Raw genomic sequence first — 24,323 nt, 5'->3', positions numbered from 1 at the left:
GCGATGGGCATAATGGCTGGATCTGACATCCTTGATTCAATTTGAGCCATGCCGAAAAAACTCCGCGTCGGTTTGTTGCTGTTTCCCGGTTGCATGCCTGCCGGCCTGTTTGCCTTTGCCGATCTGCTGCACGCGGCCAACCGCCGCAGTGGTCGGGTGCTGTTCGAGGCGACCTATGTCGCGCTGCAAGCCGGCCCGGTGACCTGCGCCCATGGCATCGGTCTTCAGGCTGAGAAGTCGTTGGGCGAGGCCGACCTGGATGCGCTCATGGTGCCTGGTTTCTGGGCCGAATCGGCCGAACAGGTCAAGGGTGTGCTTGCCGGCCAGGCTCCGCTGTTGAAAGCGCTGTCAAACCGCCCCCGGCGCTTGCAACTCTGGGCCTACTGCACCGGGGTCTGTCTGCTGGCCGCCTGTGGCCGATTGGACGGGCAGGGCGCGACAGTCACCTGGTGGTTGGCGCAGTCGATGCAGGAGCAGTACGGCAACGTGCGCTGGCAGAGCGAACAGAACTGCGTGTTCAACGAGCGAACCGCCACCGCGTCGGGGGTGAACGGTTACCTGCCCATCGCCGAGCACCTGATCGAACGTAACGTCAGTCACGATGCACTGCGCGATATTACCCGGCTGATGGTGTTGCCGCGCCCGGCCGTCCCTCACGTGGCGTTTCAGGGGATTGCGCTGATACAGCAGCCCGACGGATTGCTGCGCCGGTTGCATGGCTTGATCGAGCAGATGCCGGCGGAGCAGATCACGGTCAAGGCGCTGGCGAGTCGGCTTGCCATGTCCGAGCGCACGCTGGCGCGCAAGGTTGGCGACGCAACCGGCCAGACCGTCGCCGCGTATGCCCGGTGCATCAAGTTGAATCAGGTGGGCGAACGCCTGACATTGACGTCGCTGCCCCTGGCCAGCATCGGCGCCGAGCTGGGTTTCAGCAGCAGCTCCAACCTGCAGCGGATGTTCAAAACGCTGACAGGGCTGACGCCGGTGCAGTATCGGCGCCAGTTCGGGCGGGTGTGAAGCTGGGGCGCGTCAGCTGCGCGCCTGCTCCTTCTCGTTTCGGTGATGGTCCGGCCAGCTGTCGACCGGGTGCGCGCGGTCCTCGTTGAACATTTCCGTGAGCAGCGCATTGGCGCGGCGGTAGGCGTCGTGCCGGAACTTGAGGTCGTCTTCCGGCTGGGCGACGATTTCTTCGAGCATCTGCAGGTTGAGACGACGGAACTGGTCGGCGCGTTCGCGCGCCTCGTATGCGCCGACACCCATCTGCACCAGCGCGCGTCGACCCAATGACAGCGCGCTTTCAAAGGTCTCCCGCTCGGCGCTTTCCACGCCCAACTGCCGCAGGGTGATCAGGTGCGCCATGTCCCGCGCCCGCACGATCAGTTTCAATCCGGGGAAGTGTTCCTGGGCCATTCGGGTCAGCGTCAGGTTGTCCTGCTGATCGTCTATCGCATTGATCAGCACCTTCGCCTGGGCCGCGCCGGCGGCGTGGAGCAGATCGAGGCGCGTGGCGTCGCCGTAGAACACTTTTACGCCAAACTTGCGCAGCGTCTCGATGTTGTCGGGGTCATGGTCGAGAACCACCACCTCAACGCCGCAGGACATCAGCAAGCGACCGGCGATCTGCCCGAAACGACCGAAGCCGGCAATGATCACCCTTGGATTCTGCTGGTCGACGAGATCGGATTGCTGGTTGTCCTTTTTGGTGGCCGATGCCACGCGGTCCAGCAGCAGGATCAGCAAGGGCGTCAGGCACATGGACAGGGCGACCGCCAGCGTCAGGCTTTTGCCCCACTGGTCGGTGAGGATGCCGGCCAACGTTGCAGCGCCGAACACCACGAACGCGAATTCACTGCCCTGGCCGAGCAGCACCGCTTGCCAGGAGCGCTGGCCGGCGGGCACGTTCAGGAAGCGGCTGACGGTCTTGATCACCAGCAGTTTGATCAGGATGAAACCCAGGGTCAGGGTGATGACCTTCAGCGGTGCGTTGATCAGCGTGCCGAAATCGATCGACATGCCCACGCCGATAAAGAACAGCCCCAGCAGCAGGCCCTTGAACGGCTCGATGTCGCTTTCCAGGGCGTGGCGGTATTCGGAACTCGCCAACAGCACGCCGGCGAGGAACGCGCCCATGGCCATCGACAGGCCGGCCTCTTCGAGAAGAAAGCCGAAACCGAACACCAGGAACAGCGCCACCGCACTGAAAATCTCCCGCAGGCCCGAGCGCGCGGCGAAGCGCAGCAGCGGTCGCGTCACGTAGCGCCCCAGCAGCACGACGACGCTGATGGCGGCGACAATTTTGACGATCGACAGCGCCAAGGCCATGCCTGACGGGGTTTGGCCGTGGGCCGACAACAACGGGATCATGGCGACCAGGGGAATGGCCGCGATGTCCTGGAACAACAGCACCGCAAAGCTGCTGCGCCCGACGGCGGTAGCGGTCAGGTTGCGTTCGCTCATCGCCTGCATGGCGATGGCGGTTGAGGACAGGCTCAACGTCAGGCCGACCAGCAGCGCCGCCGTCCAATTCAGCCCCAGGGCCGCGCAGAACGCGGCGATTGCACCGCCGCAGGCCAGCATCTGCAGGGCGCCGCCGCCGAACACCATCCTGCGCAGCGCCCATAACCGCTTGGGGTCGAGCTCAAGACCAATGATGAACAGCATCAGGACGACGCCGATTTCGGCGAACTCCAAAATAGCTTTTACATCGGTGATGAGCTTGAGGCCCCACGGGCCGATCACGCAACCGGCCAGCAGGTAACCCAGCACCGGGCCCAGGCCGAAGCGCACGGCAATCGGCACGATCAGCGTCGCCGAGGCCAGGTAGATGAGCATCTCGATCAGGCTGTGCGTCTGCATTTCAATCTTCCTTCCAAGCGGCCAGGCGTGCGCCGTAGTGTTCGATTTGTGCCCGTTGAGTGTCGGACTCGGCGGCGTAGGCGCCGTGCACGGCGACCGGCTCGAGCCAGCGCATGTGGCAGTAGAGCGCCGTGGCATGGAGCGGCTGGGCCAGCGCGGAAAAGTCCGGGTACGCGCCGATCTGGAAATGCTCCCGTTCGCCACCCGTGCTCACGGCCCACAACAGGCGCTTACCGTTGAGGGCCGTGGCGCCTTTGCCATAGGCCCAGCCATGGGTGAACACTTTATCGATCCACAATTTCAAGAGAGGCGGCATGCCGTACCAGTACATCGGGTGCTGGAGGACAATCAGGTCAGCCTGCTCGGCAGCGCGCTGTTCGGCCTCGACGTCGATGTTGAAGTCTGGGTAAAGCTCGTAGAGAGACCGTATGACCACGTCTGGGTTGTCGGACGCGCGCTTGAGCATCTGTTGGTTGACCCGCGATTGGTCGGGGTAGGGATGGGCGTAAACGATCAGGATCATCGGGGCGGTTCCGCGCGACAGGGCCAGGTCAAAAGGCCGGACATCCTACCGAGTAAGGCACGTGTTGTTTAGGACATTGTTCGCCGCAATGCCGTGCCGAGGTCAATTGAGCGGCAGCGAGACCCTGACCTCGAGACCACCGTCCCTGCGGTTCCTGAGCATCAGCGTTCCGCCATGCTCCAGTACCGTCGCCCGTGCCGCCGACAGGCCCAGCCCGACGCCACCGGTGTTCTTGTTGCGCGAGCCTTCGATGCGAAAGAACGGCGCGAACACTTGCTCCTGATATTGGAGCGCGATGCCCGGCCCGCGATCGACGATGCGGATCTCGACGCAGTCGGCGAAGGACTTCAACCGCACGCCCGGTTCGCTGCCGTATTTCGCCGCGTTGTCGATCAGGTTGCTCAGCGCGCGCTTGATCCCGATGGGCCGGCCGACATACACGAACCGCTGGGCGCCTTCGAAGGACACTTCGGTGCCAGCGTCCCGGAAATCGTCGACGACGGTGTGCAGCAGTTCCGCCAGGTCGAACGCCGTGGCGTGTTCCAGGCGCGCTTCGTCGCGGAAGAATTCCAAGGCGGCGTTGACCATCGCCTGCATCTCGTCGACGTCCCGGAACAACCTCGATTGCTGTTCGGGGTCCTCTATGAATTCGCCGCGCAGGCGCATGCGGGTCAGGGGGGCTCGCAAGTCGTGGGAGATGGCGGCGAGCATCTGCGTGCGGTCCTGGACGAAGTGCTTGAGCTGGGCCTGCATGGCGTTGAACGCCAGGATCGCCTGGCGGATTTCGAAGGGACCTACGACCGGGATCGGCGGTGCCCGGAAGTCCACGCCAAAGCGTCGGGCGCCCTCGGCAAAGCGCTCCAGCGGTGTGGCGAGGTGTCGCGTGGCGATCAGGGCGACGATCAGTGTCGACAGCATGATCAGCGCGATGATGATCAGGTTGCGGGCCCATTCTCCCAGGCCCCAGCTGCGCGAGGTCACAGAGACGGTTACCCAGGAGCGGTCGGACAGTTCGATGATTACGGCGTAGCGCCTGGCGGGGTCATCGGCTGGCCAGTCTCCTGGTTCGTAGGCGTCGATCCGTGCGTCGGGCCTGCCCAACTGCCGATGCAGGAATGCCGAGCCTTCGCTGAACTCCGGGTCGTCGATCACCGGTAACCGCGCATCTTCATAGCGCCGCAGCCACTGGACGCTGAACGCCTCGTCACTGGCCGCCACGGCAATGTCGGGTCGTTGTGCGGGCTTGACCGAATCAATGATGCGGGTAATCGCAGCGGCCTTTTCCATCAGGCCGGTTTCCATCAGGGGAGGGCGTGCCCAGGCGCCGGCCAACAGGCTGAACAGTTCGTTGAGCGCCAGCAACGTCAGCATCGCCACCATTGTGGTCAGCGCGATCCAGCGTGCCACGGTGTCCCGTGGTCGATGGACCTTCGTGGGCCCGGTGGTCATCGCTTCACCACGTGGGGACTGAACAGGTAGCCACTGTTGCGAACGGTGCGGATCATCGACGGACCGGTGACGTCGCTTTCCAATTTGCGCCGCAAACGGCTGACCTGGACATCGATGCTTCGGTCAAACGCATCGAAGGTCTCACCACGGGCCAGGTCGAGCAGTTGCTGGCGGGTGAGCACCCGGCGTGGATGTTCGGCGAAGACCAGCAGTAATTCGAATTCCCCGGTAGACAGCGGAATCATGACCTTGTCGGGCGAGCGCAATTCGCGACGGGTGACGTCCAGTTGCCAGCCTTCGAACTCCAGGGTCGGCCGGGCGAGGTCGCCCGGGCTGCCCCTGGCTTCGCCGGTGCGCCGCAGGACGGCGCGCACCCGGGCCAGCAATTCTCGGGCATCGAAGGGCTTGGTGAGGTAGTCGTCGGCGCCCATTTCCAGGCCGACGACACGGTCGCTCAATTCACCCATGGCGGTGAGCATGATGATCCCGACCCGGTGCTCGTTGCGCAGGCGCTGGCACAGCACCAGGCCGTTATCGCCCGGCAACATCACGTCGAGGATGATCAGGTCCGGCTGCCGGCGTTCCACCGCTTGCCACAGGGCGTTGCCGTCGGCGGCGACTTCGACGCTATAGCCATGTTGCTCAAGGAATTTGCGCAGCAGGGCGAGGACTTCGAGGTCATCGTCCACCAGTAATAAGTGGCTCACGGTGGTCACGTCGGGCAATGAATACGGGGTGCAATACTAGGGTCAATCCGGGCCTGCGTCATTTATTTCAATCCGGAAACAAAGCTGCCGGCGGGCAATATTCCGGAAATCTGCGGGCAAGAAAACGGCGGCAGGATGGGGTCGATGTCGGTCTCTCCAGAGTCGATTCTGAACCTGTGGCGAGCGAGCTTGCTCGCGCTTGAGTGCGAAGCGCTCACCGCTTTTTTAGGGCCGCTTCGCGCCCCAGCGCGAGCAAGCTCCCTCGCCACGGGTTTGGTGTTTGGCTTTTAACCGGCATAGGCACCCCTCCATTCCTCCCCGAGATAGCCCCGCATGTCGATCCTCAAACCCGCGCCGCTGTTTGTCCGATCCACCGTCATCGTCGCGCTGGCGGTACTCGCCAGCGGCTGCAGCAGTACGCCAACCGCCAAGCCGGGCAGTTGCGAAAGTGTTCCCTATGCGGTGCACGATCCGGCCGAACCGGTGAACCGCGGCATCTTCGCCTTCAACCGTACCGTGGACGATTACGCCCTGGCCCCCGTCGCCCGTGGGTATCGCAAACTGCCGGACATGTTCCAGGCTGGCGTACACAACTTCGTCGCCAACTTCGGTGAGCCCAAGGTGTTCATCAACGATTTGCTGCAAGGCAATGGACAGCGTTCGGTCACGACTCTTGGGCGCTTCGTCATCAATACCACCGTGGGCATCGTCGGGCTGATCGACGTGTCGGGCAAGATGGGCATCGCGCGTCATGAATCGGATTTCGGCCAGACGTTTGGCGTCTGGAATATCGCCCCCGGACCGATCGTGGAATTGCCGCTGCTGGGCACTGCCAACCTGAGGGACGCGACCGGCAAGGTGGTGAGCTTCGTCGTGGACCCTTTCGGCGACAACAGCGATACCGTCCAGACCCTGGGTACGATCAAGACCGTGGGCGGCGTCGTCGATGGACGCGCGCAGGCGCTGCCGCTCACCGACCAGTTGCAGGCGCGACCGGACTATTACGTGGCGCTGCGCGACGCCATCGCGCAACGACGTGCTGATTTCGTCGCGGATGGCAAACTGGGCGCCGTCCAGGACGAGCCGCAATGCCCGGAACGCGGTGGCGCCGATGAATAGCCAGGCGCTGGTCCTGCATCGGCGGGTGAAGACCATTGACCAAGGCTCGCTGCATTGCCGCGAGCTCGAACTGCGGCTTGCCGAGGACGGCCAGCACGTACTGCTCAGCCGCTACGTCGAATGGTACGACCCGCAGCAACCGGGCCTGTGTGCAGCCCAGCACTATCGCGTGCCGTTGGCGAGCATGATTCGCTGGATGATCAACAATGGCGAGCGGGGCAACGGGCCGTGACGATGCGCGATCTCCCCGGCGTGTAACCATGTCGGGGAGTTGAAACATTTTTACATACTTCCAGCTTAATTATGGTTGTACGATGTCGTACGAAATATGGTCGACTGTTTCCGTTCCTCACAAAAAAAATAACGGAGATTCCATCCATGTCGAGCATTCCCTCCGCAGAAGGCCAGGCCGTGGCCCCCGCGCAGAGCCGCTTCGTACGCCTCTTGAAGCTACTTGGCCCAGGTATCATCGCGGTACTGTCATGGCTGGGCGCTGGCGATCTCATCACATCTTCCGTGGCCGGCGCGAACTACGGCTACGCAATGATGTGGGTGCTGGCGGTGTCCTTGCTGCTCCGATACCTGATCGTCAACATCATTGCCCGCTTCCAGCTGTGCAATAACCAGGGCATGACCATCCTGCAGGGTTACGCCCAGCTCAATCCGTTTTTCGCCTGGTTCATGCTGGTGTATGCGCTGCTCATGGGGCACCTGATGAACGCCTACATGATCAAGGGCGCCGGCGAGGCCTTGGCGATGCTGCTCAAGACCGACTACCCGCTGCTGTGTTCGGTGGCGGTGGTGTTGGCAGTGTGGATGCTCGTCGGGCGCAATATCTACTCGATGATCGAGGGCGTGATGAAGGTGTTGCTGGCGATCATGACCCTGGCGTTCCTCGCCTTGGCGGTCATGTCCGGCCCGGATGTCGCCGGGATCGTCAAAGGCACCATCGGCTTCAGCATTCCACCCGATGAAGGCGTGCACGGTGCGCTGCTGGTGGCGGTCTCGGTGATTGGCGCGGTGGCGGGTTCCATCGCCAACTTCGTCCACCCTTATGTCATGCGCCAGAAAGGCTGGGTTGGCCCTGAGCACAAGCGCATCCAGCGCAACGACCTGTTGTTTGCGGTGTTTGTCGGGATCGTCATCAACCTGGCGATCTGGATCGTCGGCGCCGAGATCCTGCGGCCTAATGGCATCGAGGTGAAAACCCTGGGCGACCTGGGCAAGGCCCTGGAAATGTTCTTCGGCTCGATCGGTTGGTATGTGTTCTTCGTCGGTGTGTTCGCCACGCTGTTCGCCAGCATTTCCGGCAAGACCACGGCATTCCCGATGCTGATCACCGATGCCTTCCAGCACGTGCGTCCTGAGCGTCGCGAGCGCTATGGCAAGGAGTTCCACCGCGACCCGATGCACAAGTGGTTCATGCTGTTCATCCTCGTCACGCCGCTGATCTGGTCGCTGCCGGGCATGCCGGACTTCGTGACCCTGACCATCGGTGTCAACGCACTGAACATCGTCGGCCTGCCAGTGATCTCCCTGGGCCTGCTGATCATGTCCAACCAGAAGTCGCTGCTGGGCAAGGAATACCGCAACAACCTGTTCGAGAACATCGCGCTGGTGTTCGCGACCGGCCTGGCGTTGTGGGTGGCGTTCCAACTGGGCGTCGATCTGTTTGCCTGAGCCTTGGGCATTCATCTCTGGAAGGGGCTGCTAGACTTCATGGTCCAGTCCCTTTCGGAGAATCCCAATGAACAACAAGAACAGGATTTGCCTCTGGTACGACGGCACCGCGCAGGACGCAGCTGAGTTCTACGCAAGCACGTTTCCCGACAGTGCGGTGAACGCGATCCACCATGCGCCGGGCGATTATCCGGCGGGCGAGCAGGGCGATGTCATCACGGTGGATTTCACGGTGATCGGCATTCCCTGCATCGGCTTGAATGGCGGCGCGATGTTCAAGCACAACGAAGCCTTCTCCTTCCAGGTCGCAACCGATGACCAGGCCGAGACGGATCGCCTCTGGAACGCGATCATCGACAACGGCGGCCAGGCGAGCGCTTGCGGCTGGTGCAAGGACAAGTGGGGTGTGTCGTGGCAGATCAGCCCCCGGGTTCTGGTCGAGGCGATCACCAGCGCCGACAAAGCCGCCGCCAAGCGCGCCTTCGAAGCCATGATGAACATGACCAAGATCGACATCGCGGCGATCGAGGCGGCGGTGAAGGGGTAGCCTGCGGTCGGCAGTAAAAACCATGCAAGCTGACCCTCCGCCATCGCGAGCAAGCTCGCTCCCACAGGGATCCGTGCTGGCAGAAAAATTGAAGTTACCCCATCAAATGTGGGAGCGAGCTTGCTCGCGATGGCGGAGGGTCTGCCAACACACTCACCGCTGACTCTCCACACGCCAGATGCTACAGGGAGGGTCCAGGCAACCTGGCAATCACCTTGATCTCGAACTGGAAACCATACAGCCATGTCACACCCACCGCTGTCAGCGTTGGGTGCGGCGCATGGCCCCAGAATTCGGGCACCACGCTCCAGACCCGTTCGAATATCGATTCGGGATCAACCATGAAGACCGTGACGTCGATCACGTCGTCAAAGCTGCAATCGGCGGCGGCGAGTATGGCCGCAAGATTGGTGAAGGCGCGGCGCACCTGGTCTTCCAGCACGGGCTCGGGCGAGCCGTCCTCGCGGCTGCCGACCTGTCCGGATACGAACAGCAAACCATTGGAGCGAATCGCCGGCGAATAGCGGTTGCGCTCGTAAAGCGCCTGGCGTCCGGGCGGGAAAACAACGTCTCGGGTGGTCATGGGAATCTCTCCATCAATGGCCGAAAGCGGCCGGAACTCAACGATGAAGTCACTCTAGGGGCTTGTGCCCGGGCGATAAACGAGCAACCTTGGCGATCACTGTTTGTAGAAACCAAACAATCCGAGGCAGGAAATGGACCGTTTCGATGCGATGCAGGCGTTTGTGCGTGTGGTGGAGTCGGGCAGTTTCACCAAGGCCGCCGAGACGCTGCACATGAGCAAGACCACCGTGACCCAGCTGGTGCAACAGCTCGAAGCGCGGCTGCGAGTCAAGTTGCTCAACCGCACGACACGCAAGGTCAACGTCACGGCGGACGGCGCGGCCTTCTATGAGCGTGCGATTCGCCTGTTGGCGGACCTGGATGACGCCGAGACCAGCTTGTCCGGCGCCCAGGCCCTGCCGCGCGGGCGGCTGCGTGTCGATGTGCCGAGCCCACTGGCGGCGCTGATCCTGATACCGGCGCTGCCGGAGTTCTACGAGCGTTACCCCGACATCCAGATCGACATGGGCGTCAGCGACCGCATCGTTGACATAATCGACGAAAACGTCGATTGCGTGGTTCGCGGCGGCGAACTGAAGGACCAATCGCTGATCGCCCGACGCGTCGGCGACCTGGCCCTTGGGGTCTTCGCCGCGCCAAGCTACCTGGCGCGTCTGGGTACCCCGGTCCATCCGCGTGAGCTGGAGGATTCCCAACATCGCGTCGTCGGTTTCCTGTGGGCACGCACCGGCAAGGCCTTGCCTTATGCCATGCACCGACAGGACGAGCACCTGCGCATCAAGGGGCGTTACGCCCTGGCGATCGACGATGGCAACGCCTACCTGGCCGCCGGCCTGGCGGGGCTGGGGGTGCTCTGGTTGCCCATCTATATGTCGCGGACTCACCAGGCGCAGGGGACGTTGGTCCCGTTGTTCGAAGATTGGCGCCTGGAGTCGATGCCGATGTACGTGGCCTACCCGCCGAACCGGCACATCAGTGCCAAGCTGCGGGTGTTCATTGACTGGGTGATGGAGCTGATGGCGCAGCATGCGCCTATCCTTGATCGGCAGGCGTCATGACATTTTTCTCGATCGCAGAGGAGAACAGCGATGGAACGATTCACCGGCGGTTGCCTGTGCGGCAACGTTCGTCTTGAAGCGTCTGGCCGTCCATACCGGGTCGGCCTTTGCCACTGCCTGGATTGCCGCAAGCATCACGGTGCACTGTTTTTTGCGGCGGCGGTGTTCCCCGAGGACGCCGTCACCGTCACGGGCGAGCCCCGGGATTATGCCGGGCGCTTCTTCTGCCCCAATTGCGGCTCGTCGCTGTTCGCCCGCAGCGGCGACGAGATCGAAGTGCACCTCGGCACGCTCGATACCCCCGACCAACTGACGCCCACCTACGAATGCTGGACCGTGCGCCGCGAGTCCTGGCTGCCGGCATTTGCGTTGGCGCGTCGGTATGAGCGTGATCGCGAGGGCAAGGGGCGGGCAGAAGAGTAGGCGGTTACTCGAACCCGACAATCGCCTTGATCTCCAGATACTCCTCGAACCCATGGACCCCGTATTCGCGCCCGTTGCCCGAGCGCTTGTAACCGCCGAACGGGGCCATGGGGTTCCAGGTCGGATAGTTCAGCAGCACTTGCCCGGCACGGATGCGCTTGGCCACGGCGCGTACCTGGTCAAGGTCGCGGCCCTGAACGTGCGCGCCCAGCCCGTAGACGGTGTCGTTGGCGATGGCGACGGCTTCGTCCAGCGTGTCGTACGGGGTGATGCACAGCACCGGACCGAAGATTTCTTCCTGGGCGATGCGCATGCCGTTGTCGACTTGCGAGAACACGGTTGGCCGGGTGTAGAAGCCTTTGGTGAAACCGTCGACGCGTCCCGGCCCACCGCAAATCAGCTTGGCCCCTTCCTCCAGGCCCGCTTCGATCATCGCCTGCACGCGCTTGAACTGGGCCTGGTTGGCAATCGGGCCGAGCGCGGTGTCTTCCGACCGTGGGTCACCGACGATGATGGCATTGGCCGTGGCGGCCGCCAGTGCCTCGACTTCCGCCAGGCGGTTCCTGGGTACGATCATCCGCGTCGGCGCGCTGCAGGACTGGCCGACATTGCGCAACGCCGACATCACGCCGGGCGGCACGGCCTTGGCGAAGTCGGCGTCGGGCAGAAACACGTTTGGCGACTTGCCGCCCAGCTCTTGGGTGACCCGCTTGACCGTGGGGGCGGCGGCTTGGGCCACCAGGGCGCCGGCGCGATTGGAGCCGGTGATGGAAATCATGTCGATGTCGGGGTGCGCCGCCATGGCCGCGCCGACCTCGGCACCGCCGCCGTTGACCAGGTTGAACACGCCTGCCGGCAGGCCGGCGTCATGCACCAGTTCGGCGAACAGCAGGGCGCTCAAAGGCGACAGTTCGCTGGGCTTGAGCACCACGGTGCAACCGGCGGCGATCGCCGGGGCGACCTTGGCGGTGATCTGATAGAGCGGCCAGTTCCACGGCGTGATCAAACCGCAGACGCCGATGGGTTCGCGCACGATGGCGGTGCCGTTCTCGATTTTCTGAAATGCATAAGTGGACAGCACATCGCGCGCCACACGAACGTGTTCGGCCGCCAGCGGCACTTGCATGGATCGGGCGAAACCGATTGCCGCGCCCATTTCCAGGCACAGCACCTGGGCCAGCGCTTCCTTGCGTTCGAGCATCAGTTCATGGATCTTCCCGAGGATTCGGGCGCGATCCGCCACTGCGGTCGCGGCCCAGCCGGGCATCGCCGCCTTTGCCGCCGCGACGGCGCGGTCAACGTCGTCGGATGATCCTTGGGCAACCTCGGCGAGCACCTCTTCGGTGGCCGGATTGACGACTGCCAGCGTCGTCCCCCGGGTCGGCGATTGCCAATGACCGTCGATGTAGAACTGCCCGGTATTTTGCGGAATATATGAGGGTTTGGTCATCCATCAGGCTCCCATAGAGCGGTGATGACACTGCCGGCAGCAGGTCGTGGTTGCATGCCGATAAACTACCAAAGCGGCCCTGGCGGGTTGTGCCGTTGTTTGGCTCGGCAAAGAACAATCTGCTGAATATGCCGGGCTGACTTTGCAAAAACGTAGCGAAGGCGCTTCGCAGGCCCGACGCTACCGAGGCGTCGCCCGCAGCCGCAAAAGTGCCGGGGCCCGGCGGGCGGTGCACAGTGTTTTGAGTTGCTGGCGCAACCAGCGCAAATCGTGCCGCCGTGGCGTCGGCAAGCGCCTGGGTCTGGTCCGGCCGACGAGCTCGGTAAAGGTCTGGACGAATGAGGCCGGGTCACCGATGCCCTTGAGCTTGCGCTGTAGTTTTCCGTCTTTATAGAACAGCACGGTGGGCGTGCCGGTGACTTCCGGGTGCCGAGGCGATTGATCGGTGCTCAGTTTGTAGATCACGGCCCGATTCTCGAAGGTCTCGGCAACCTTGCAGAACAGCGGGTCGGCCATGCCGCAGGCGTAGCAGTGCGGATGGCCGAAATAAAAGACCACCGGGCGCCAGGTCTTGAGCGCCGTGCGGTAGTCCTTTTGAGTGCTGACGTGAGTGATGAGCGAGCTCATGGCGGCTTCCCTGTGTCGAGACGTGCCCAGGACCATAAGCAACACGTTCCGGCGACGCTACTGTCAGAGTTGACAGGTGGCGGCCCCGTTTCGGTGCGATGGGTGTATTGCGCCCCCGATAGGCTTCGTAATGGGGCCTTGTTACCCAGCGGCCGTAGCCATCGGTAGCAGCCGCGAGCGGGTCATGGTTGCGCCGTCCGATCCACTGGATTTCTATCTTCCTGATTTCATTGACGTTCCATTTTTCACTCCACCGCATCGAAAGGCTGTGGCACACTTTCTGCTGTCTATTCCGTTGTTACATACCACATTCCGGTATAGCGGAATAAACTCACCCTGGAGTGCTTGCCATGCAACGCCGACCTTCCTTGTTCAAAGCGTGTGTTTTTCTCTTCGCGGCCACGACGGCCGCCATGGGTGTCGCCCAGGCGGCCGACAGCAAGCTGGACAGCGTGCTGCAACGCGGGAAATTGATTGTGGGCACGGGCAGCACCAATGCGCCGTGGCACTTCCAAGGAGCGGATGGCAAGTTGCAGGGGTTTGATATCGACATCGCGCGGATGGTCGCCAAGGGGCTGTTCAATGACCCGGAAAAAGTCGAGTTCGTGGTGCAATCATCCGATGCGCGGATTCCCAACCTGCTGACCGACAAGGTCGACATGAGTTGCCAGTTCATCACCGTCACCGCCAGCCGCGCCCAGCAAGTGGCGTTTACGCTGCCGTACTACCGCGAAGGGGTGGGCCTGCTGTTGCCGGCCAACAGCAAGTACAAGGAAATCGAGGACCTCAAGGCCGCCGATGACGACGTCACCGTGGCGGTGCTGCAAAACGTCTACGCCGAAGAACTGGTCCACCAGGCGCTGCCCAAGGCCAAGGTCGACCAATACGACAGCGTCGACCTGATGTACCAGGCGGTGAACTCCGGCCGCGCCGATGCCGCCGCCACCGACCAATCCTCGGTCAAGTACCTGATGGTGCAGAACCCCGGTCGCTACCGCAGCCCGGCCTACGCCTGGAGCCCGCAAACCTACGCCTGCGCGGTCAAGCGCGGCGACCAGGACTGGCTGAACTTCGTCAACACCACCCTGCACGAGGCCATGACCGGTGTGGAATTCCCCACCTATGCGGCGTCGTTCAAGCAGTGGTTCGGCGTTGAGTTGCCGTCTCCGGCGATCGGTTTCCCTGTTGAATTCAAATGACCCTGTGAGCCCGGGGCGCCCCTCGCGGGCGCACCGTCGAAGGTACTGCCGACCATGAATTATCAGTTGAATTTTGCCGCCGTCTGGCGCGATTTCGACACCTTGCTGGCGGGGCTTGGCCTGGGGCTTTCCCTCGCGCTGGTGTCGATCGCCATCGGTTGCGTGATCGGCCTGGCGATGGCGTTCGCGCTGCTCAGCAAGCATCGCTTGCTGCGGGTGTTGGCCTCGGTGTACGTCACCGTGATCCGCAACACGCCGATCCTGGTGCTGATCCTGTTGATCTACTTCGCCTTGCCGAGCCTGGGCATTCGCCTGGACAAGCTGCCGTCGTTCGTTATCACGCTCTCGCTGTACGCCGGGGCCTACCTGACCGAAGTGTTTCGCGGCGGGCTGTTGAGTATTCACAAGGGCCAGCGCGAAGCAGGGTTGGCGATCGGCCTGGGCGAGTGGCAGGTCAAGGCCTACGTCACCGTGCCGGTGATGCTGCGCAACGTGTTGCCGGCCCTGTCGAACAACTTCATTTCGCTGTTCAAGGACACCTCCCTGGCGGCGGCGATTGCCGTGCCGGAGCTGACCTATTACGCCCGCAAGATCAACGTGGAGAGCTACCGGGTGATCGAAACCTGGCTGGTGACCACGGCCCTGTATGTCGCGGCCTGTTACCTCATTGCCATGCTGCTGCGTTATTTCGAGCAGCGTCTGGCGATCCGCCGTTAGGAGTTTCCCATGTACGAATCCCCCAGTTGGTTGCACGAGTTGTGGGTCGCCCGGGACACTTTGTGGAGTGGCTTCCTGACCAGCGTGCAATGCTCGGCGCTGGCGATTGTGTTGGGCACATTGATCGGTCTCTTCGCCGGGTTGGCGCTGACATACGGGCGGGTCTGGATGCGCGCGCCGTTTCGTTTCTATGTCGACTTGATCCGCGGTACACCGGTGTTCGTGCTGGTGCTGGCTTGCTTCTACATGGCGCCGGCCCTGGGCTGGCAGATCGGTGCGTTCCAGGCCGGTGTGCTGGGCCTGACGCTGTTCTGCGGCTCTCACGTGGCCGAGATCGTGCGCGGCGCCCTGCAGGCGTTGCCCCGTGGGCAGATGGAAGCGAGCCAGGCCATTGGCCTGACATTCCAGCAGGCGCTGGGCTACGTGCTGTTGCCCCAGGCGTTGCGGCAGATCCTGCCGACCTGGGTCAATTCCTCCACCGAGATCGTCAAGGCCTCGACCCTGCTGTCGGTGATCGGTGTGGCCGAGTTGCTGCTCAGCACCCAGCAGATCATCGCCCGGACGTTCATGACCCTGGAGTTCTACCTGTTCGCCGGTTTTCTCTTTTTCATCATCAATTACGCCATCGAGTTGCTCGGGCGGCACATTGAAAAGCGGGTGGCCTTGCCATGACTGATATTTCCCTCTCCAACGCCCAACCGTTGCTGGACATTCGTGGCCTGCGCAAACAATACGGCCCGCTGGAAGTGCTCAAGGGCGTTGACCTGAGCATGCAGCGCGGCAACGTGGTCACGCTGATCGGCTCCAGTGGTTCGGGCAAGACCACGCTGCTGCGTTGCGTCAACATGCTGGAAGAATTCCAGGGCGGCCGGATCATGCTCGACGGCGAGTCAATCGGCTATGACGAGGTGGACGGCAAGCGTGTGCGCCACCCCGAGAAAGTCATCGCCCGGCACCGGGCCATGACCGGCATGGCCTTCCAGCAATTCAACCTGTTCCCGCATTTGACCGCGTTGCAGAACGTCACCCTGGGCCTGCTCAAGGTGAAAAAACTGCCCAAGGACGAAGCCGTGGCCCTGGCCGAAAAATGGCTGGAGCGGGTCGGCCTGCTGGAACGGCGCGATCACTTCCCCGGTCAGTTGTCCGGCGGTCAGCAGCAGCGCGTGGCGATTGCCCGGGCGATTGCGATGAACCCGAGCCTGATGCTGTTCGACGAAGTGACCTCGGCCCTGGATCCGGAACTGGTCGGCGAAGTATTGAACGTGATCAAGGGCCTGGCCGAAGACGGCATGACCATGCTGCTGGTGACCCACGAGATGCGCTTTGCCTTCGAAGTCTCGGACAAGATCGTCTTCATGAACCAGGGCCGCATCGAAGAGCAGGGGCCGCCGAAGCAATTGTTCGAGCGACCGCAATCGCCGCGCCTGGCGGAATTCCTCAAGAACACCCGTTTTTAACTTCCATTCAACAAGGAGATAAATCCATGAGCATTACCCGTTACGGCACCGGCAGCACCGCAGGCGGCGGCCAGCCACGGCCCTTCGCCCGCGCCGTGGAGGCCGATGGCTGGCTGCACGTGTCCGGCCAGGTGCCGGCAGTGAACGGCGAAATCATCGTAGGCGGTATCGTCGAGCAGACCCACCAGACCATGAAGAACCTGATCGCCATTCTCCAAGAGGCCGGTTATGGCCTGGAAGATGTGGTTCGCTGCGGTGTCTGGCTGGAAGACCCGCGGGATTTCTGGAGCTTCAACAAGGTGTTCGGTGAGTATTTCAGCCCGGAACACGCCCCGGCGCGGGCGTGTGTGCAGGCGAGCATGATGGTCGATTGCAAGGTCGAGATCGACTGTGTGGCCTACAAGAAAAAGGCCTGACCACGATTTTCTGGCGAATTCACTTCTGTGGCGAGGGAGCTTGCTCCCGCTGGCCTGCGCAGCAGGCCCATTCTTTACGACCGCTGCGCAGCCGAGCGGGAGCAAGCTCCCTCGCCACAATAAAGATACATGCGATTATGGGTGAAATTTCAGGAACCAAAGACATGACCGAAGACACCATCAAACGCCGGGCCCGGGGATTGGATCGGGCGTTCGATATCCTCGATTTCCTCAAGGAGATCGGCCAGCCGTTGCGCCCGAACGACATCGCCAGCGGCATCGGCAGCCCCAAGTCCACGGTCTATGAGCTGGTGGCGTCGCTGCTGGAGCGTCGCATCCTCGAGCCGGTGGGCAAGGATGGCCATGTCTACCTGGGGCGCCAGTTGTACTTTCTCGGCCAGGCGCATTTGCGGCATTTCGACCTGAGCCGCGAAGCCGACCAGGCCTTGCAGGACATCGTCCGGCAGACCCGGGAAACCGCGCAGATGTGCCTGCTCAATGGGCGCAAATACACGGTCGCGCTGATGAAGGAGGGCGAGCGGCACTTTCGCATCTCTTCGGACATCGGTGAAAACGCGCCGATCCCCTGGACGGCCTCCGGTCGCCTGTTGCTGGCGCATCTGAGCGACCAGCAGATCATCGACCTGATCGACCCCGATGACTTCATCCTGCCGGACGGCGAACGTCTGCCGCTGGAGCGGTTTCTAGGAGAGATCCGCCAGGCCGGCATCGATGGATTTTTCTCCTTCGATAGCGTTGCCGACACCTTCACCCACTGCTTCGCCGCACCGGTCAAAGACCCCAACGGCGTGGCCATCGCGACCCTGTGCATCGTCGCCCCGAGGGCTGACGCCAAGAACAATTACGCTGACTACCGCCGGGTGCTGATCGAAAGCGCCAACCACCTGGCCCGTCGCATCAACGAATAGACAGCCTTGGCTGTGTGAGGAGTTCGAACATGTCTTCTGCCATTACTAACGCGGGCGTCGAGAAGGGCGCCGCGCCCATCGGCGCTCATTTGCTGCGGGACGTGAGCCTGCCGGCGCTGGTGCTGCATCGCGAGGCCCTGGAGCACAACATCCGATGGATGCAGAAATTTGTCAGTGACAGCGGTGCGCAGCTGGCGCCCCACGGCAAGACCAGCATGACCCCGGCGTTGTTTCGTCGCCAGATCGAAGCCGGCGCCTGGGGCCTGACTTTGGCCACGGCGGTGCAGACCCGTGCCGCCTACGCCCATGGCGTACGGCGCGTGCTGATGGCCAATCAATTGGTCGGCAAGCCCAACATGGCATTGATCGCCGATCTGCTGGCCGACCCGGCGTTCGAATTCCATTGCATGGTCGATCATCCGGACAACGTCGCCCAGCTCGGCGCTTATTTCGCTTCTCGCGGCGTGCGGCTGAACGTGATGATCGAATACGGCGTCGTCGGCGGTCGTTGCGGTTGCCGTACCGAAGCCGAGGTGCTGGCCCTGGCCGAGGCCATCGGAGCGCAACCGGCACTGGCATTGACCGGCATCGAAGGCTATGAAGGGGTCATCCACGGTGATCATGCCGTCAGCGGCATCCGCGCATTCGCCGCTTCCCTGGTGGGGCTGGCCATGCAGTTGCAGGACAGCGGCGCGTTTGCCATCGACAAACCCATCATCACCGCCTCGGGGTCGGCCTGGTACGACTTGATCGCTGAATCTTTCGAAGCCCGCAACGCCCAGGGACGTTTCCTCAGCGTGCTGCGCCCCGGCAGTTACGTGGCCCACGACCATGGCATCTACAAGGAGGCCCAGTGCTGCGTACTGGAGCGGCGCAGCGATTTGCACGAAGGCTTGCGTCCGGCCCTGGAAGTCTGGGCCCACGTGCAGTCGATGCCAGAGCCGGGCTTCGCGGTGATCGCCGTGGGCAAGCGCGACGTGGCCTACGACGCCGGGCTGCCGGTGCCGCTCAAGCGCTATAGACCCGAGGCTGATTCGGTGACGGGTGACGACGTCAGCGCTTGCAAGGTGACGGCGGTGATGGACCAGCATGCGTTCATGACGGTGGCGCCAGGGGTCGAGCTGCGGGTCGGGGACATCATTGCGTTCGGGACCTCCCACCCGTGCCTGACATTCGACAAGTGGCGGGTGGGGTGCCTGGTGGATGAGGGGTTGCGGGTGGTTGAGCTTATGGAGACTTGTTTCTAAGGCTTGAGAGCGAGTCGCGGCTATCGCGAGCAGGCTCGCTCCCACATTGGATTCGTTGTGGATACAAAACCAGTATTCACCCACGATCCCTGTGGGAGCGAGCTTGCTCGCGATAGCGGTCCGTAATACACCACCGAACCATCAGGACCATCCATGAGCAACACTAAACCCCGCATCGCCCTGATCGGCGAATGCATGATCGAACTGCAACACCGCGCCGACGGCAGCCTGCAGCAAAGCTTCGGCGGCGACACACTGAACACTGCGGTGTATCTGTCCCGTGCGTTGGGCGACGAAGGCTCGGTGGATTACGTCACCGCCCTGGGCGATGACTCTTTCAGCGATGCCATGTGCCAGAGCTGGGCTTCGGAAAACATCGGGTTGGAAAGGGTCCAGCGTTTGCCCGGTCGTCTGCCGGGCCTGTATTGCATCCAGACCGATGCGGCGGGCGAGCGGCGTTTCCTGTACTGGCGCAACGAGGCTGCCGTGCGGGATTGCTTCACCACGCCGGCCGCCGTGCCGATCCTGGAAGCGTTGCCCGGATACGACGTGCTGTATTTCAGCGGCATCACCCTGGCGGTGATTGGCGAGCAGGGCCGGCGCAAACTCATCGAGACCCTGATCGAGGCACGGCGCCGGGGCGCGCAGGTGGTGTTCGACAACAATTACCGGCCACGGCTCTGGGCCTCGGTCGAGGCGGCCCGGGCGGCCTATCGCAGCGTATTGCCCTATGTGGAGCTGGCGTTGCTGACCGTGGATGACGAACAATCACTGTTCGGTCATGCCGACAGTGACGCAGTGTTCATCGCCTATGAACAACTGGGGACACCGGAAGTGGTACTCAAGCGCGGCGCCGAGGCGTGCCTGATTCGTTGTGATGGCCGGTCTTATGACGTGCCGGCCCAACGGGTAGAGCGCGTGGTGGATACGACAGCGGCGGGGGACTCGTTCAGCGCCGCCTACCTGGCGAGTCGCTTGCTGGGGGGCAGCCCGGCGGAGGCGGCCGAGGCCGGGCATTTGCTGGCGAGCCGGGTGATCCAGGTGCCGGGGGCATTGATACCGAGATGATCTGGCCAGCCAAAACCCTGTGGGAGCGAGCTTGCTCGCGATTGCGGTGTGCCAGTCAATATTAATGCAGCTGACCTGACGCCTTCGCGAGCAAGCTCGCTCCCACAGGCGCTCGGTATCGCTTCAATCCCTATAAAACACCTGCACCAGGTGATAGCCAAACTTGCTCTTGATCGGCCCATGCACCACCCGCAGTGGTTTCTTGAAGATCACCGCGTCGATGGCGCCGACCATTTGCCCGGGCCGCACTTCACCCAGGTCGCCGCCGCGCTTGCCGGAGGGGCAGGTGGAGTATTTCTTTGCCAACACGTCGAACGCTTCGCCCTTGGCGATGCGTTGTTTGAGCTGTTCGGCTTCTTCGGCGGTTTTCACCAGGATATGGCGGGCTTGGGCTTTCATTGCGGCACAGACCTGAAGGGGGCGAAAGGGCGGCGATTATGCCTCAAGTCAGTGGTCATGGTTGATCATCGTCCGAATCTTGTTGGCCAACAGGTCCAGGGTAAACGGCTTGGCGACCATGTCCATGCCCTGATCCAGGAAACCTTGACGTTCGGCGGCTTTCTGCGCATAGCCGGTCATGAACAGCACCTTCAAGCCGGGCCGGTGCTGACGGGCGATTTCCGCCAGCTGGCGGCCGTTCATGCCCGGCAGACCGACGTCGGTCACCAGCAGATCGATGCGTTGCTCGGATTCGAGCAATACCAGCGCCCGCTTGGCGTCCTCGGCTTCGAGGGCGGTGTAGCCCAGGGTGGCGAGCAGGTCGAGCACCAGCATGCGCACCGCCGGTTCGTCCTCCACCAGCAACACCGTTTCGCCGGCGATGGCGGGCGGAGCGTCGGTGGTAGTCGGTGCCGTTGCCTGTTCCGCCGGCGCGACGTGCAGGCGCGGCAGGTACAACTGCACGCGCGTACCTTGGCCCGGGACACTGTCCAGGCTCAGGTGACCGCCAGATTGCTGGGCGAAACCATAAATCATCGACAGCCCCAGGCCGGTGCCCTGGCCGATGGGCTTGGTAGTGAAAAACGGATCGAAGGCCTTTGCCAACACGGCGGGGGTCATGCCGCTGCCGTTGTCGCGCACGGCGATCATCACGTAATCGCCGGCCTTCACCGGCTCCAGCGTGCTGATGTCGCTGCCGTCGAGGTAGACGTTGGCGGTCTCGATGTTCAACTCGCCGCCATCGGGCATCGCGTCCCGGGCGTTGATGACCAGGTTGAGCAAGGCGTTTTCCAATTGGCTGGCATCGGTGCTGACCGGCCACAACTCGCCGGCCAGTTGCAGTCGCAGCACAATGTGATCGCCGGTGGTGCGGCTCAGCAGGTCTTCAAGCGAGCGAACCAGCGTATTGGCATCCAGAGGCTTGCGGTCCAGTGACTGGCGTCGGGAAAAAGCCAGCAGGCGGTGGGTCAGGGCGGCGGCGCGGTTGGCCGATGAAATCGCAGCTTCGGTAAAACGGCCGATCTCGGCGGCACGACCTGAGGCGATGTAGCGCTGCATCAAGTCGAGGCTGCCGAGGATGCCAGTGAGCATGTTGTTGAAGTCATGGGCGATGCCGCCGGTGAGTTGGCCCACGGCTTCCATCTTCTGCGCATGGCGCAGGGCTTCTTCGGCGCGTTCGCGTTCGAACATCTCGCTTTGCAGTCGATGGTTGGCCTCGGCTAGCTGCTGGGTGCGGGCGATCACCCTTTCTTCCAGCGTTTCGTTGAGGTGGCGCAGGGCTTCCTCGGTTTTCTTGCGCTCGGTTTCGTCGATGACAAAAATGTAAAAACCGTTCACCGATCCGTCGGCGCCACGGCGTGGCAGGTAGTTGATCAACGCATGGCGCGGCCGGCCGTCGCGGTGGGGCGACTCTACGGTGAAACTGCACGGCTTGCCCGCCAGGGCGTCGGCGATCTGTTCGGCTCGGGCGGCGTAGGCCTCGTCGCCGATGACCTCACGGATGGTCTTGCCGTAGAGCTCTTGCGGCGTCAGCCCGTACCAATTCAGGTAGGCACTGTTGTTCAGCCGGAAACGCTCCTCGCGGTCGACGTAGCCGATCAGCACCGGCATGGCGTTGATGATCAGTTGCAGCTCGGTCTGGCTCTGGCGCAAGGCATGTTCGGTGCGCTTGCGTTCGGTCAGGTCCAGCGCCGCGCCGAGAAAGCGCTTGGGCCGGCCATGGCGATCCTTGTAGCAACGTCCACGCACGAACACCCAGCGCAGCTCGCCGTGGGGCTGCTGCAGCCGATACTCCTCGGCGTACTCGGTGCCATGGGTGATGCAGTGCTTGATGCTGCGCGCAACCATCGCCCGATCTTCCGGGTGGACGCCCTCGAGATAGGCGCTGATGGGCAATTGCCGTGACAGGGCCGGGTCGACGCCATGGAGGAGGGCAAAATGCGCATCGGCGATGAAGCGATCCTCGCCGATGTCCCAGTCCCAGGTGCCCAACGCATCGGTGGCCGCCAAGGCCAGTTGCAAGCGTTCTTCGCTTTCCTGCTGGGCCTTGAGGCTGGCCTCGGAGCGCCGTTCGAATTCCTGAGCCAGGCGTCGCCGCTCGCCCGTCTCGATGGCAGTGATCAGTATTCCGGCGACGCTGGCGTTTTCGTCATGGATCGGGCTGTAGGTCAGGTCCAGCCAGACATCGCAGAGGCGGCCGCCAAATGGCATGCGCCAACGTTGATCGCGGCAGGTGCGCACCCGGCCCTGCAACACGCTGCGATAAACCCCTTCGGTTTCGCTGCGAAGTTCGGGCCAGGCCGTGTGGGTTGGCTGGCCAAACGCCCTGGGGTGCTTGTCGCCGACCAATCGCGCATAGGCGTCGTTGTACAGATGGATCAACTGCGGCCCCCACAGCACGGCCATCGGCATGGGCGAATGGACCACGATGTCCACGGCGGTGCGCAGGCTCGGGGGCCAGGTTTCTTGGGCGCCCAGCGGGCTGGAAGTCCAGTCCAGACGGGCGATCAACTGCTGTGTGTCGCTGCTGGCAGGTACTGCATTCATCACGGGAATCCCTGGATGTCATGTCGATGCTGCGGCTTCTACTATCCTCTGAAGAAGGTAAGCGCGGGTTGATCTGAAGTTTTTCTGGCTCGGGTCAGCGTGTCCATTGAAGTTCGCGGAAGTTTTTATAGTCATGGAAATTGATCCTTTACTGCGAGTCCTGGCAAGCCAGGACGGCTCCGACCTCTACATGTCCACCGGCGCGCCGCCCTGCGCGCGTTTCGAAGGTGTGCTCAAGCCGCTGAGCAACCAGGCGTTCAAGGTTGGCGACATCGCTGGGCTTGCCGAGTCATTGATGGACGCCGAACAGCGCCTTGAGTTCGATCGGGAATTGGAAATGAACCTGGCGATCTCCCTGGCCGGTGTCGGACGGTTTCGCGTCAACATCTTCAAACAGCGCAATGACGTGTCCATGGTCATACGCAACGTCAAGCTGGATATCCCGCGTTTCGAAGACCTGAAGCTGCCCAAGGTGCTGCTCGAAACCATCATGCACAAACAAGGGCTCATGCTGTTCGTCGGCGCCACGGGCTCGGGCAAATCCACATCACTGGCGGCGCTGATCGACTACCGCAACCGCAACAGCAGCGGCCATATCATCACCATCGAGGACCCGGTGGAATATATTCACCGGCACAAGAAATCCATCGTCAACCAGCGAGAAGTCGGTGTGGATACCCGCAGCTTCCACGCCGCTCTCAAGAACACCCTGCGCCAGGCGCCGGACGTAGTGCTGATCGGCGAAATACGCGACCGCGAGACCATGGAACACGCCTTGGCCTTCGCCGACACCGGCCATCTGGTGATTTCCACCCTGCATGCCCATAACGCCAACCAGGCCCTGGACCGGGTGGTCAATTTCTTCCCGGAAGAACGCCGGCCGCAACTGCTGCAGGATCTGGGCAACAACCTCAAGGCGTTTGTCTCCCAGCGGCTGGTGCGCACCCGCACCGGCCAGCGGCGGGCGGCCGTGGAGGTGATGCTCGGCTCGCCCACGGTGGCCGACCTGATCCGTCGCAACGAGTTGGGCGAGCTCAAAGGCATCATGGAAAAATCCGAGGAACTGGGGATGCAAACGTTCGACCAGGCGCTGTTCAACCTGGTGGTGGAAGGGGCGATCGATGAAGAAGAGGCGTTGAAGAACGCCGACTCTGCGAACAATCTGCGCTTGCGGCTCAAGCTCCATGCCGAATCGGGAGCGGCGCCACCGGCTGAGCCGTCGGCGGGCGGGGAATGGGGGCTCATGGACTGATCGGTTTGTAGTGCGACCGCGTTATCGTT

25 protein-coding genes are annotated in these 24,323 nt (G+C 62.6%); 16 read left to right on the top strand and 9 right to left on the bottom strand.

All coding sequences use genetic code 11. The features are described 5' to 3' along the window. The first annotated feature begins 48 nt into the window (after window positions 1-48). Window positions 49-1,017 carry a GlxA family transcriptional regulator gene (locus M1D68_RS15190; protein WP_457967467.1) on the top strand — a complete coding sequence of 323 codons (969 nt, stop codon included), beginning with the start codon at window positions 49-51 and terminating at the stop codon, window positions 1,015-1,017. Between the two features lie 12 nt (window positions 1,018-1,029). Here M1D68_RS15190 and kefC read toward each other — a convergent pair whose 3' ends face one another. The 4 genes from kefC to M1D68_RS15170 all read right to left on the bottom strand — a co-directional run bounded on the left by kefC (window position 1,030) and on the right by M1D68_RS15170 (window position 5,535). Next, window positions 1,030-2,856, bottom strand: a complete 1,827-nt coding sequence (gene kefC / locus M1D68_RS15185; RefSeq protein ID WP_457967465.1) for a glutathione-regulated potassium-efflux system protein KefC — start codon at window positions 2,854-2,856, stop codon at window positions 1,030-1,032. Window position 2,857: 1 nt separating this feature from the next. Continuing rightward, window positions 2,858-3,379: a glutathione-regulated potassium-efflux system oxidoreductase KefF gene (gene kefF / locus M1D68_RS15180; protein ID WP_434559517.1), complete on the bottom strand. Its 522-nt coding sequence runs from the start codon at window positions 3,377-3,379 to the stop codon at window positions 2,858-2,860. 102 nt (window positions 3,380-3,481) lie between these two features. Then, complete coding sequence (locus M1D68_RS15175) at window positions 3,482-4,828, bottom strand: sensor histidine kinase (RefSeq protein WP_434606474.1); 1,347 nt, start codon at window positions 4,826-4,828, stop codon at window positions 3,482-3,484. Continuing rightward, window positions 4,825-5,535: a response regulator gene (locus M1D68_RS15170; protein ID WP_420763531.1), complete on the bottom strand. Its 711-nt coding sequence runs from the start codon at window positions 5,533-5,535 to the stop codon at window positions 4,825-4,827. Before M1D68_RS15170 ends, M1D68_RS15175 begins: the two co-directional genes overlap by 4 nt. Before the next feature lie 333 nt (window positions 5,536-5,868). Here M1D68_RS15170 and M1D68_RS15165 point away from each other — a divergent pair, with 333 nt between their 5' ends. The 4 genes from M1D68_RS15165 to M1D68_RS15150 all read left to right on the top strand — a co-directional run bounded on the left by M1D68_RS15165 (window position 5,869) and on the right by M1D68_RS15150 (window position 8,881). Then, window positions 5,869-6,654, top strand: a complete 786-nt coding sequence (locus M1D68_RS15165) for an MlaA family lipoprotein (protein WP_434648063.1) — start codon at window positions 5,869-5,871, stop codon at window positions 6,652-6,654. Further along, entirely contained in the window at window positions 6,647-6,886 is a 240-nt protein-coding gene (locus M1D68_RS15160) for a hypothetical protein (protein WP_434606468.1), read from the top strand. Before M1D68_RS15165 ends, M1D68_RS15160 begins: the two co-directional genes overlap by 8 nt. Before the next feature lie 146 nt (window positions 6,887-7,032). Further along, entirely contained in the window at window positions 7,033-8,334 is a 1,302-nt protein-coding gene (locus M1D68_RS15155) for an Nramp family divalent metal transporter (protein ID WP_420763534.1), read from the top strand. Between the two features lie 67 nt (window positions 8,335-8,401). After that, window positions 8,402-8,881 carry a VOC family protein gene (locus M1D68_RS15150; RefSeq protein WP_420763535.1) on the top strand — a complete coding sequence of 160 codons (480 nt, stop codon included), beginning with the start codon at window positions 8,402-8,404 and terminating at the stop codon, window positions 8,879-8,881. A 181-nt stretch (window positions 8,882-9,062) separates the two neighbouring features. On the opposite strand, the gene M1D68_RS15145 is transcribed toward M1D68_RS15150, so the two are convergent. Next, window positions 9,063-9,464, bottom strand: coding sequence for a RidA family protein (locus M1D68_RS15145; protein WP_420763536.1), 402 nt, complete (start codon window positions 9,462-9,464; stop codon window positions 9,063-9,065). A 133-nt stretch (window positions 9,465-9,597) separates the two neighbouring features. Here M1D68_RS15145 and M1D68_RS15140 point away from each other — a divergent pair, with 133 nt between their 5' ends. Continuing rightward, window positions 9,598-10,524 carry a LysR family transcriptional regulator gene (locus M1D68_RS15140; protein ID WP_434676279.1) on the top strand — a complete coding sequence of 309 codons (927 nt, stop codon included), beginning with the start codon at window positions 9,598-9,600 and terminating at the stop codon, window positions 10,522-10,524. Window positions 10,525-10,554: 30 nt separating this feature from the next. Next, a complete protein-coding gene (locus M1D68_RS15135) occupies window positions 10,555-10,947 on the top strand; it encodes a GFA family protein (protein WP_434559507.1) in 393 nt (130 codons plus the stop codon). 4 nt (window positions 10,948-10,951) lie between these two features. Here the strand turns inward: M1D68_RS15135 and M1D68_RS15130 are convergent, their stop codons facing one another. Both M1D68_RS15130 and M1D68_RS15125 read right to left on the bottom strand, forming a co-directional pair. Next, window positions 10,952-12,397, bottom strand: coding sequence for an aldehyde dehydrogenase family protein (locus M1D68_RS15130; protein ID WP_457967459.1), 1,446 nt, complete (start codon window positions 12,395-12,397; stop codon window positions 10,952-10,954). A gap of 180 nt (window positions 12,398-12,577) precedes the next feature. Further along, window positions 12,578-13,024, bottom strand: a complete 447-nt coding sequence (locus M1D68_RS15125; protein WP_457967457.1) for a thioredoxin family protein — start codon at window positions 13,022-13,024, stop codon at window positions 12,578-12,580. Window positions 13,025-13,374: 350 nt separating this feature from the next. Between M1D68_RS15125 and M1D68_RS15120 the strand changes: the two genes are divergently transcribed. The 8 genes from M1D68_RS15120 (at window position 13,375) to M1D68_RS15085 (ending at window position 20,057) form a co-directional block, all read left to right on the top strand. Next, entirely contained in the window at window positions 13,375-14,223 is an 849-nt protein-coding gene (locus tag M1D68_RS15120) for a transporter substrate-binding domain-containing protein (RefSeq protein ID WP_420763542.1), read from the top strand. Between the two features lie 54 nt (window positions 14,224-14,277). Beyond that, window positions 14,278-14,940 (top strand): amino acid ABC transporter permease, encoded by a 663-nt coding sequence (locus tag M1D68_RS15115; protein WP_030141394.1) that lies wholly within the window; start codon window positions 14,278-14,280, stop codon window positions 14,938-14,940. A 9-nt stretch (window positions 14,941-14,949) separates the two neighbouring features. After that, the gene (locus M1D68_RS15110) at window positions 14,950-15,612 is read left to right on the top strand and encodes an amino acid ABC transporter permease (RefSeq protein WP_434559501.1); all 663 of its coding nucleotides are present in this window, start codon (window positions 14,950-14,952) and stop codon (window positions 15,610-15,612) included. Then, the gene (locus tag M1D68_RS15105; RefSeq protein ID WP_434559499.1) at window positions 15,609-16,397 is read left to right on the top strand and encodes an amino acid ABC transporter ATP-binding protein; all 789 of its coding nucleotides are present in this window, start codon (window positions 15,609-15,611) and stop codon (window positions 16,395-16,397) included. Before M1D68_RS15110 ends, M1D68_RS15105 begins: the two co-directional genes overlap by 4 nt. Window positions 16,398-16,423: 26 nt before the next feature. Continuing rightward, window positions 16,424-16,813 (top strand): RidA family protein, encoded by a 390-nt coding sequence (locus M1D68_RS15100; RefSeq protein WP_264427496.1) that lies wholly within the window; start codon window positions 16,424-16,426, stop codon window positions 16,811-16,813. Window positions 16,814-16,977: 164 nt separating this feature from the next. Then, entirely contained in the window at window positions 16,978-17,742 is a 765-nt protein-coding gene (locus M1D68_RS15095) for an IclR family transcriptional regulator (RefSeq protein ID WP_420763545.1), read from the top strand. Window positions 17,743-17,771: 29 nt separating this feature from the next. Beyond that, a complete protein-coding gene (locus M1D68_RS15090; RefSeq protein WP_457967453.1) occupies window positions 17,772-18,989 on the top strand; it encodes an amino acid deaminase in 1,218 nt (405 codons plus the stop codon). Window positions 18,990-19,142: 153 nt separating this feature from the next. Then, entirely contained in the window at window positions 19,143-20,057 is a 915-nt protein-coding gene (locus M1D68_RS15085; RefSeq protein ID WP_457967451.1) for a sugar kinase, read from the top strand. A gap of 123 nt (window positions 20,058-20,180) precedes the next feature. On the opposite strand, the gene M1D68_RS15080 is transcribed toward M1D68_RS15085, so the two are convergent. Together M1D68_RS15080 and M1D68_RS15075 are read right to left on the bottom strand one after the other, a co-directional pair. Continuing rightward, on the bottom strand, window positions 20,181-20,456 hold the full coding sequence (locus M1D68_RS15080; protein ID WP_019690952.1) for a peptidylprolyl isomerase: 276 nt from the start codon (window positions 20,454-20,456) through the stop codon (window positions 20,181-20,183). 48 nt (window positions 20,457-20,504) lie between these two features. Further along, complete coding sequence (locus tag M1D68_RS15075) at window positions 20,505-23,042, bottom strand: PAS domain S-box protein (RefSeq protein WP_457967448.1); 2,538 nt, start codon at window positions 23,040-23,042, stop codon at window positions 20,505-20,507. Window positions 23,043-23,175: 133 nt separating this feature from the next. Here M1D68_RS15075 and M1D68_RS15070 point away from each other — a divergent pair, with 133 nt between their 5' ends. Further along, window positions 23,176-24,294 (top strand): PilT/PilU family type 4a pilus ATPase, encoded by a 1,119-nt coding sequence (locus tag M1D68_RS15070; RefSeq protein ID WP_420763549.1) that lies wholly within the window; start codon window positions 23,176-23,178, stop codon window positions 24,292-24,294. The last annotated feature ends 29 nt before the right edge of the window (window positions 24,295-24,323 follow it).

Source organism: Pseudomonas sp. R4-84, from assembly GCF_054130985.1.
The sequence above is the reverse complement of the archived record's forward strand: the minus strand, read 5'-3'. Positions and strand labels throughout refer to the sequence as shown.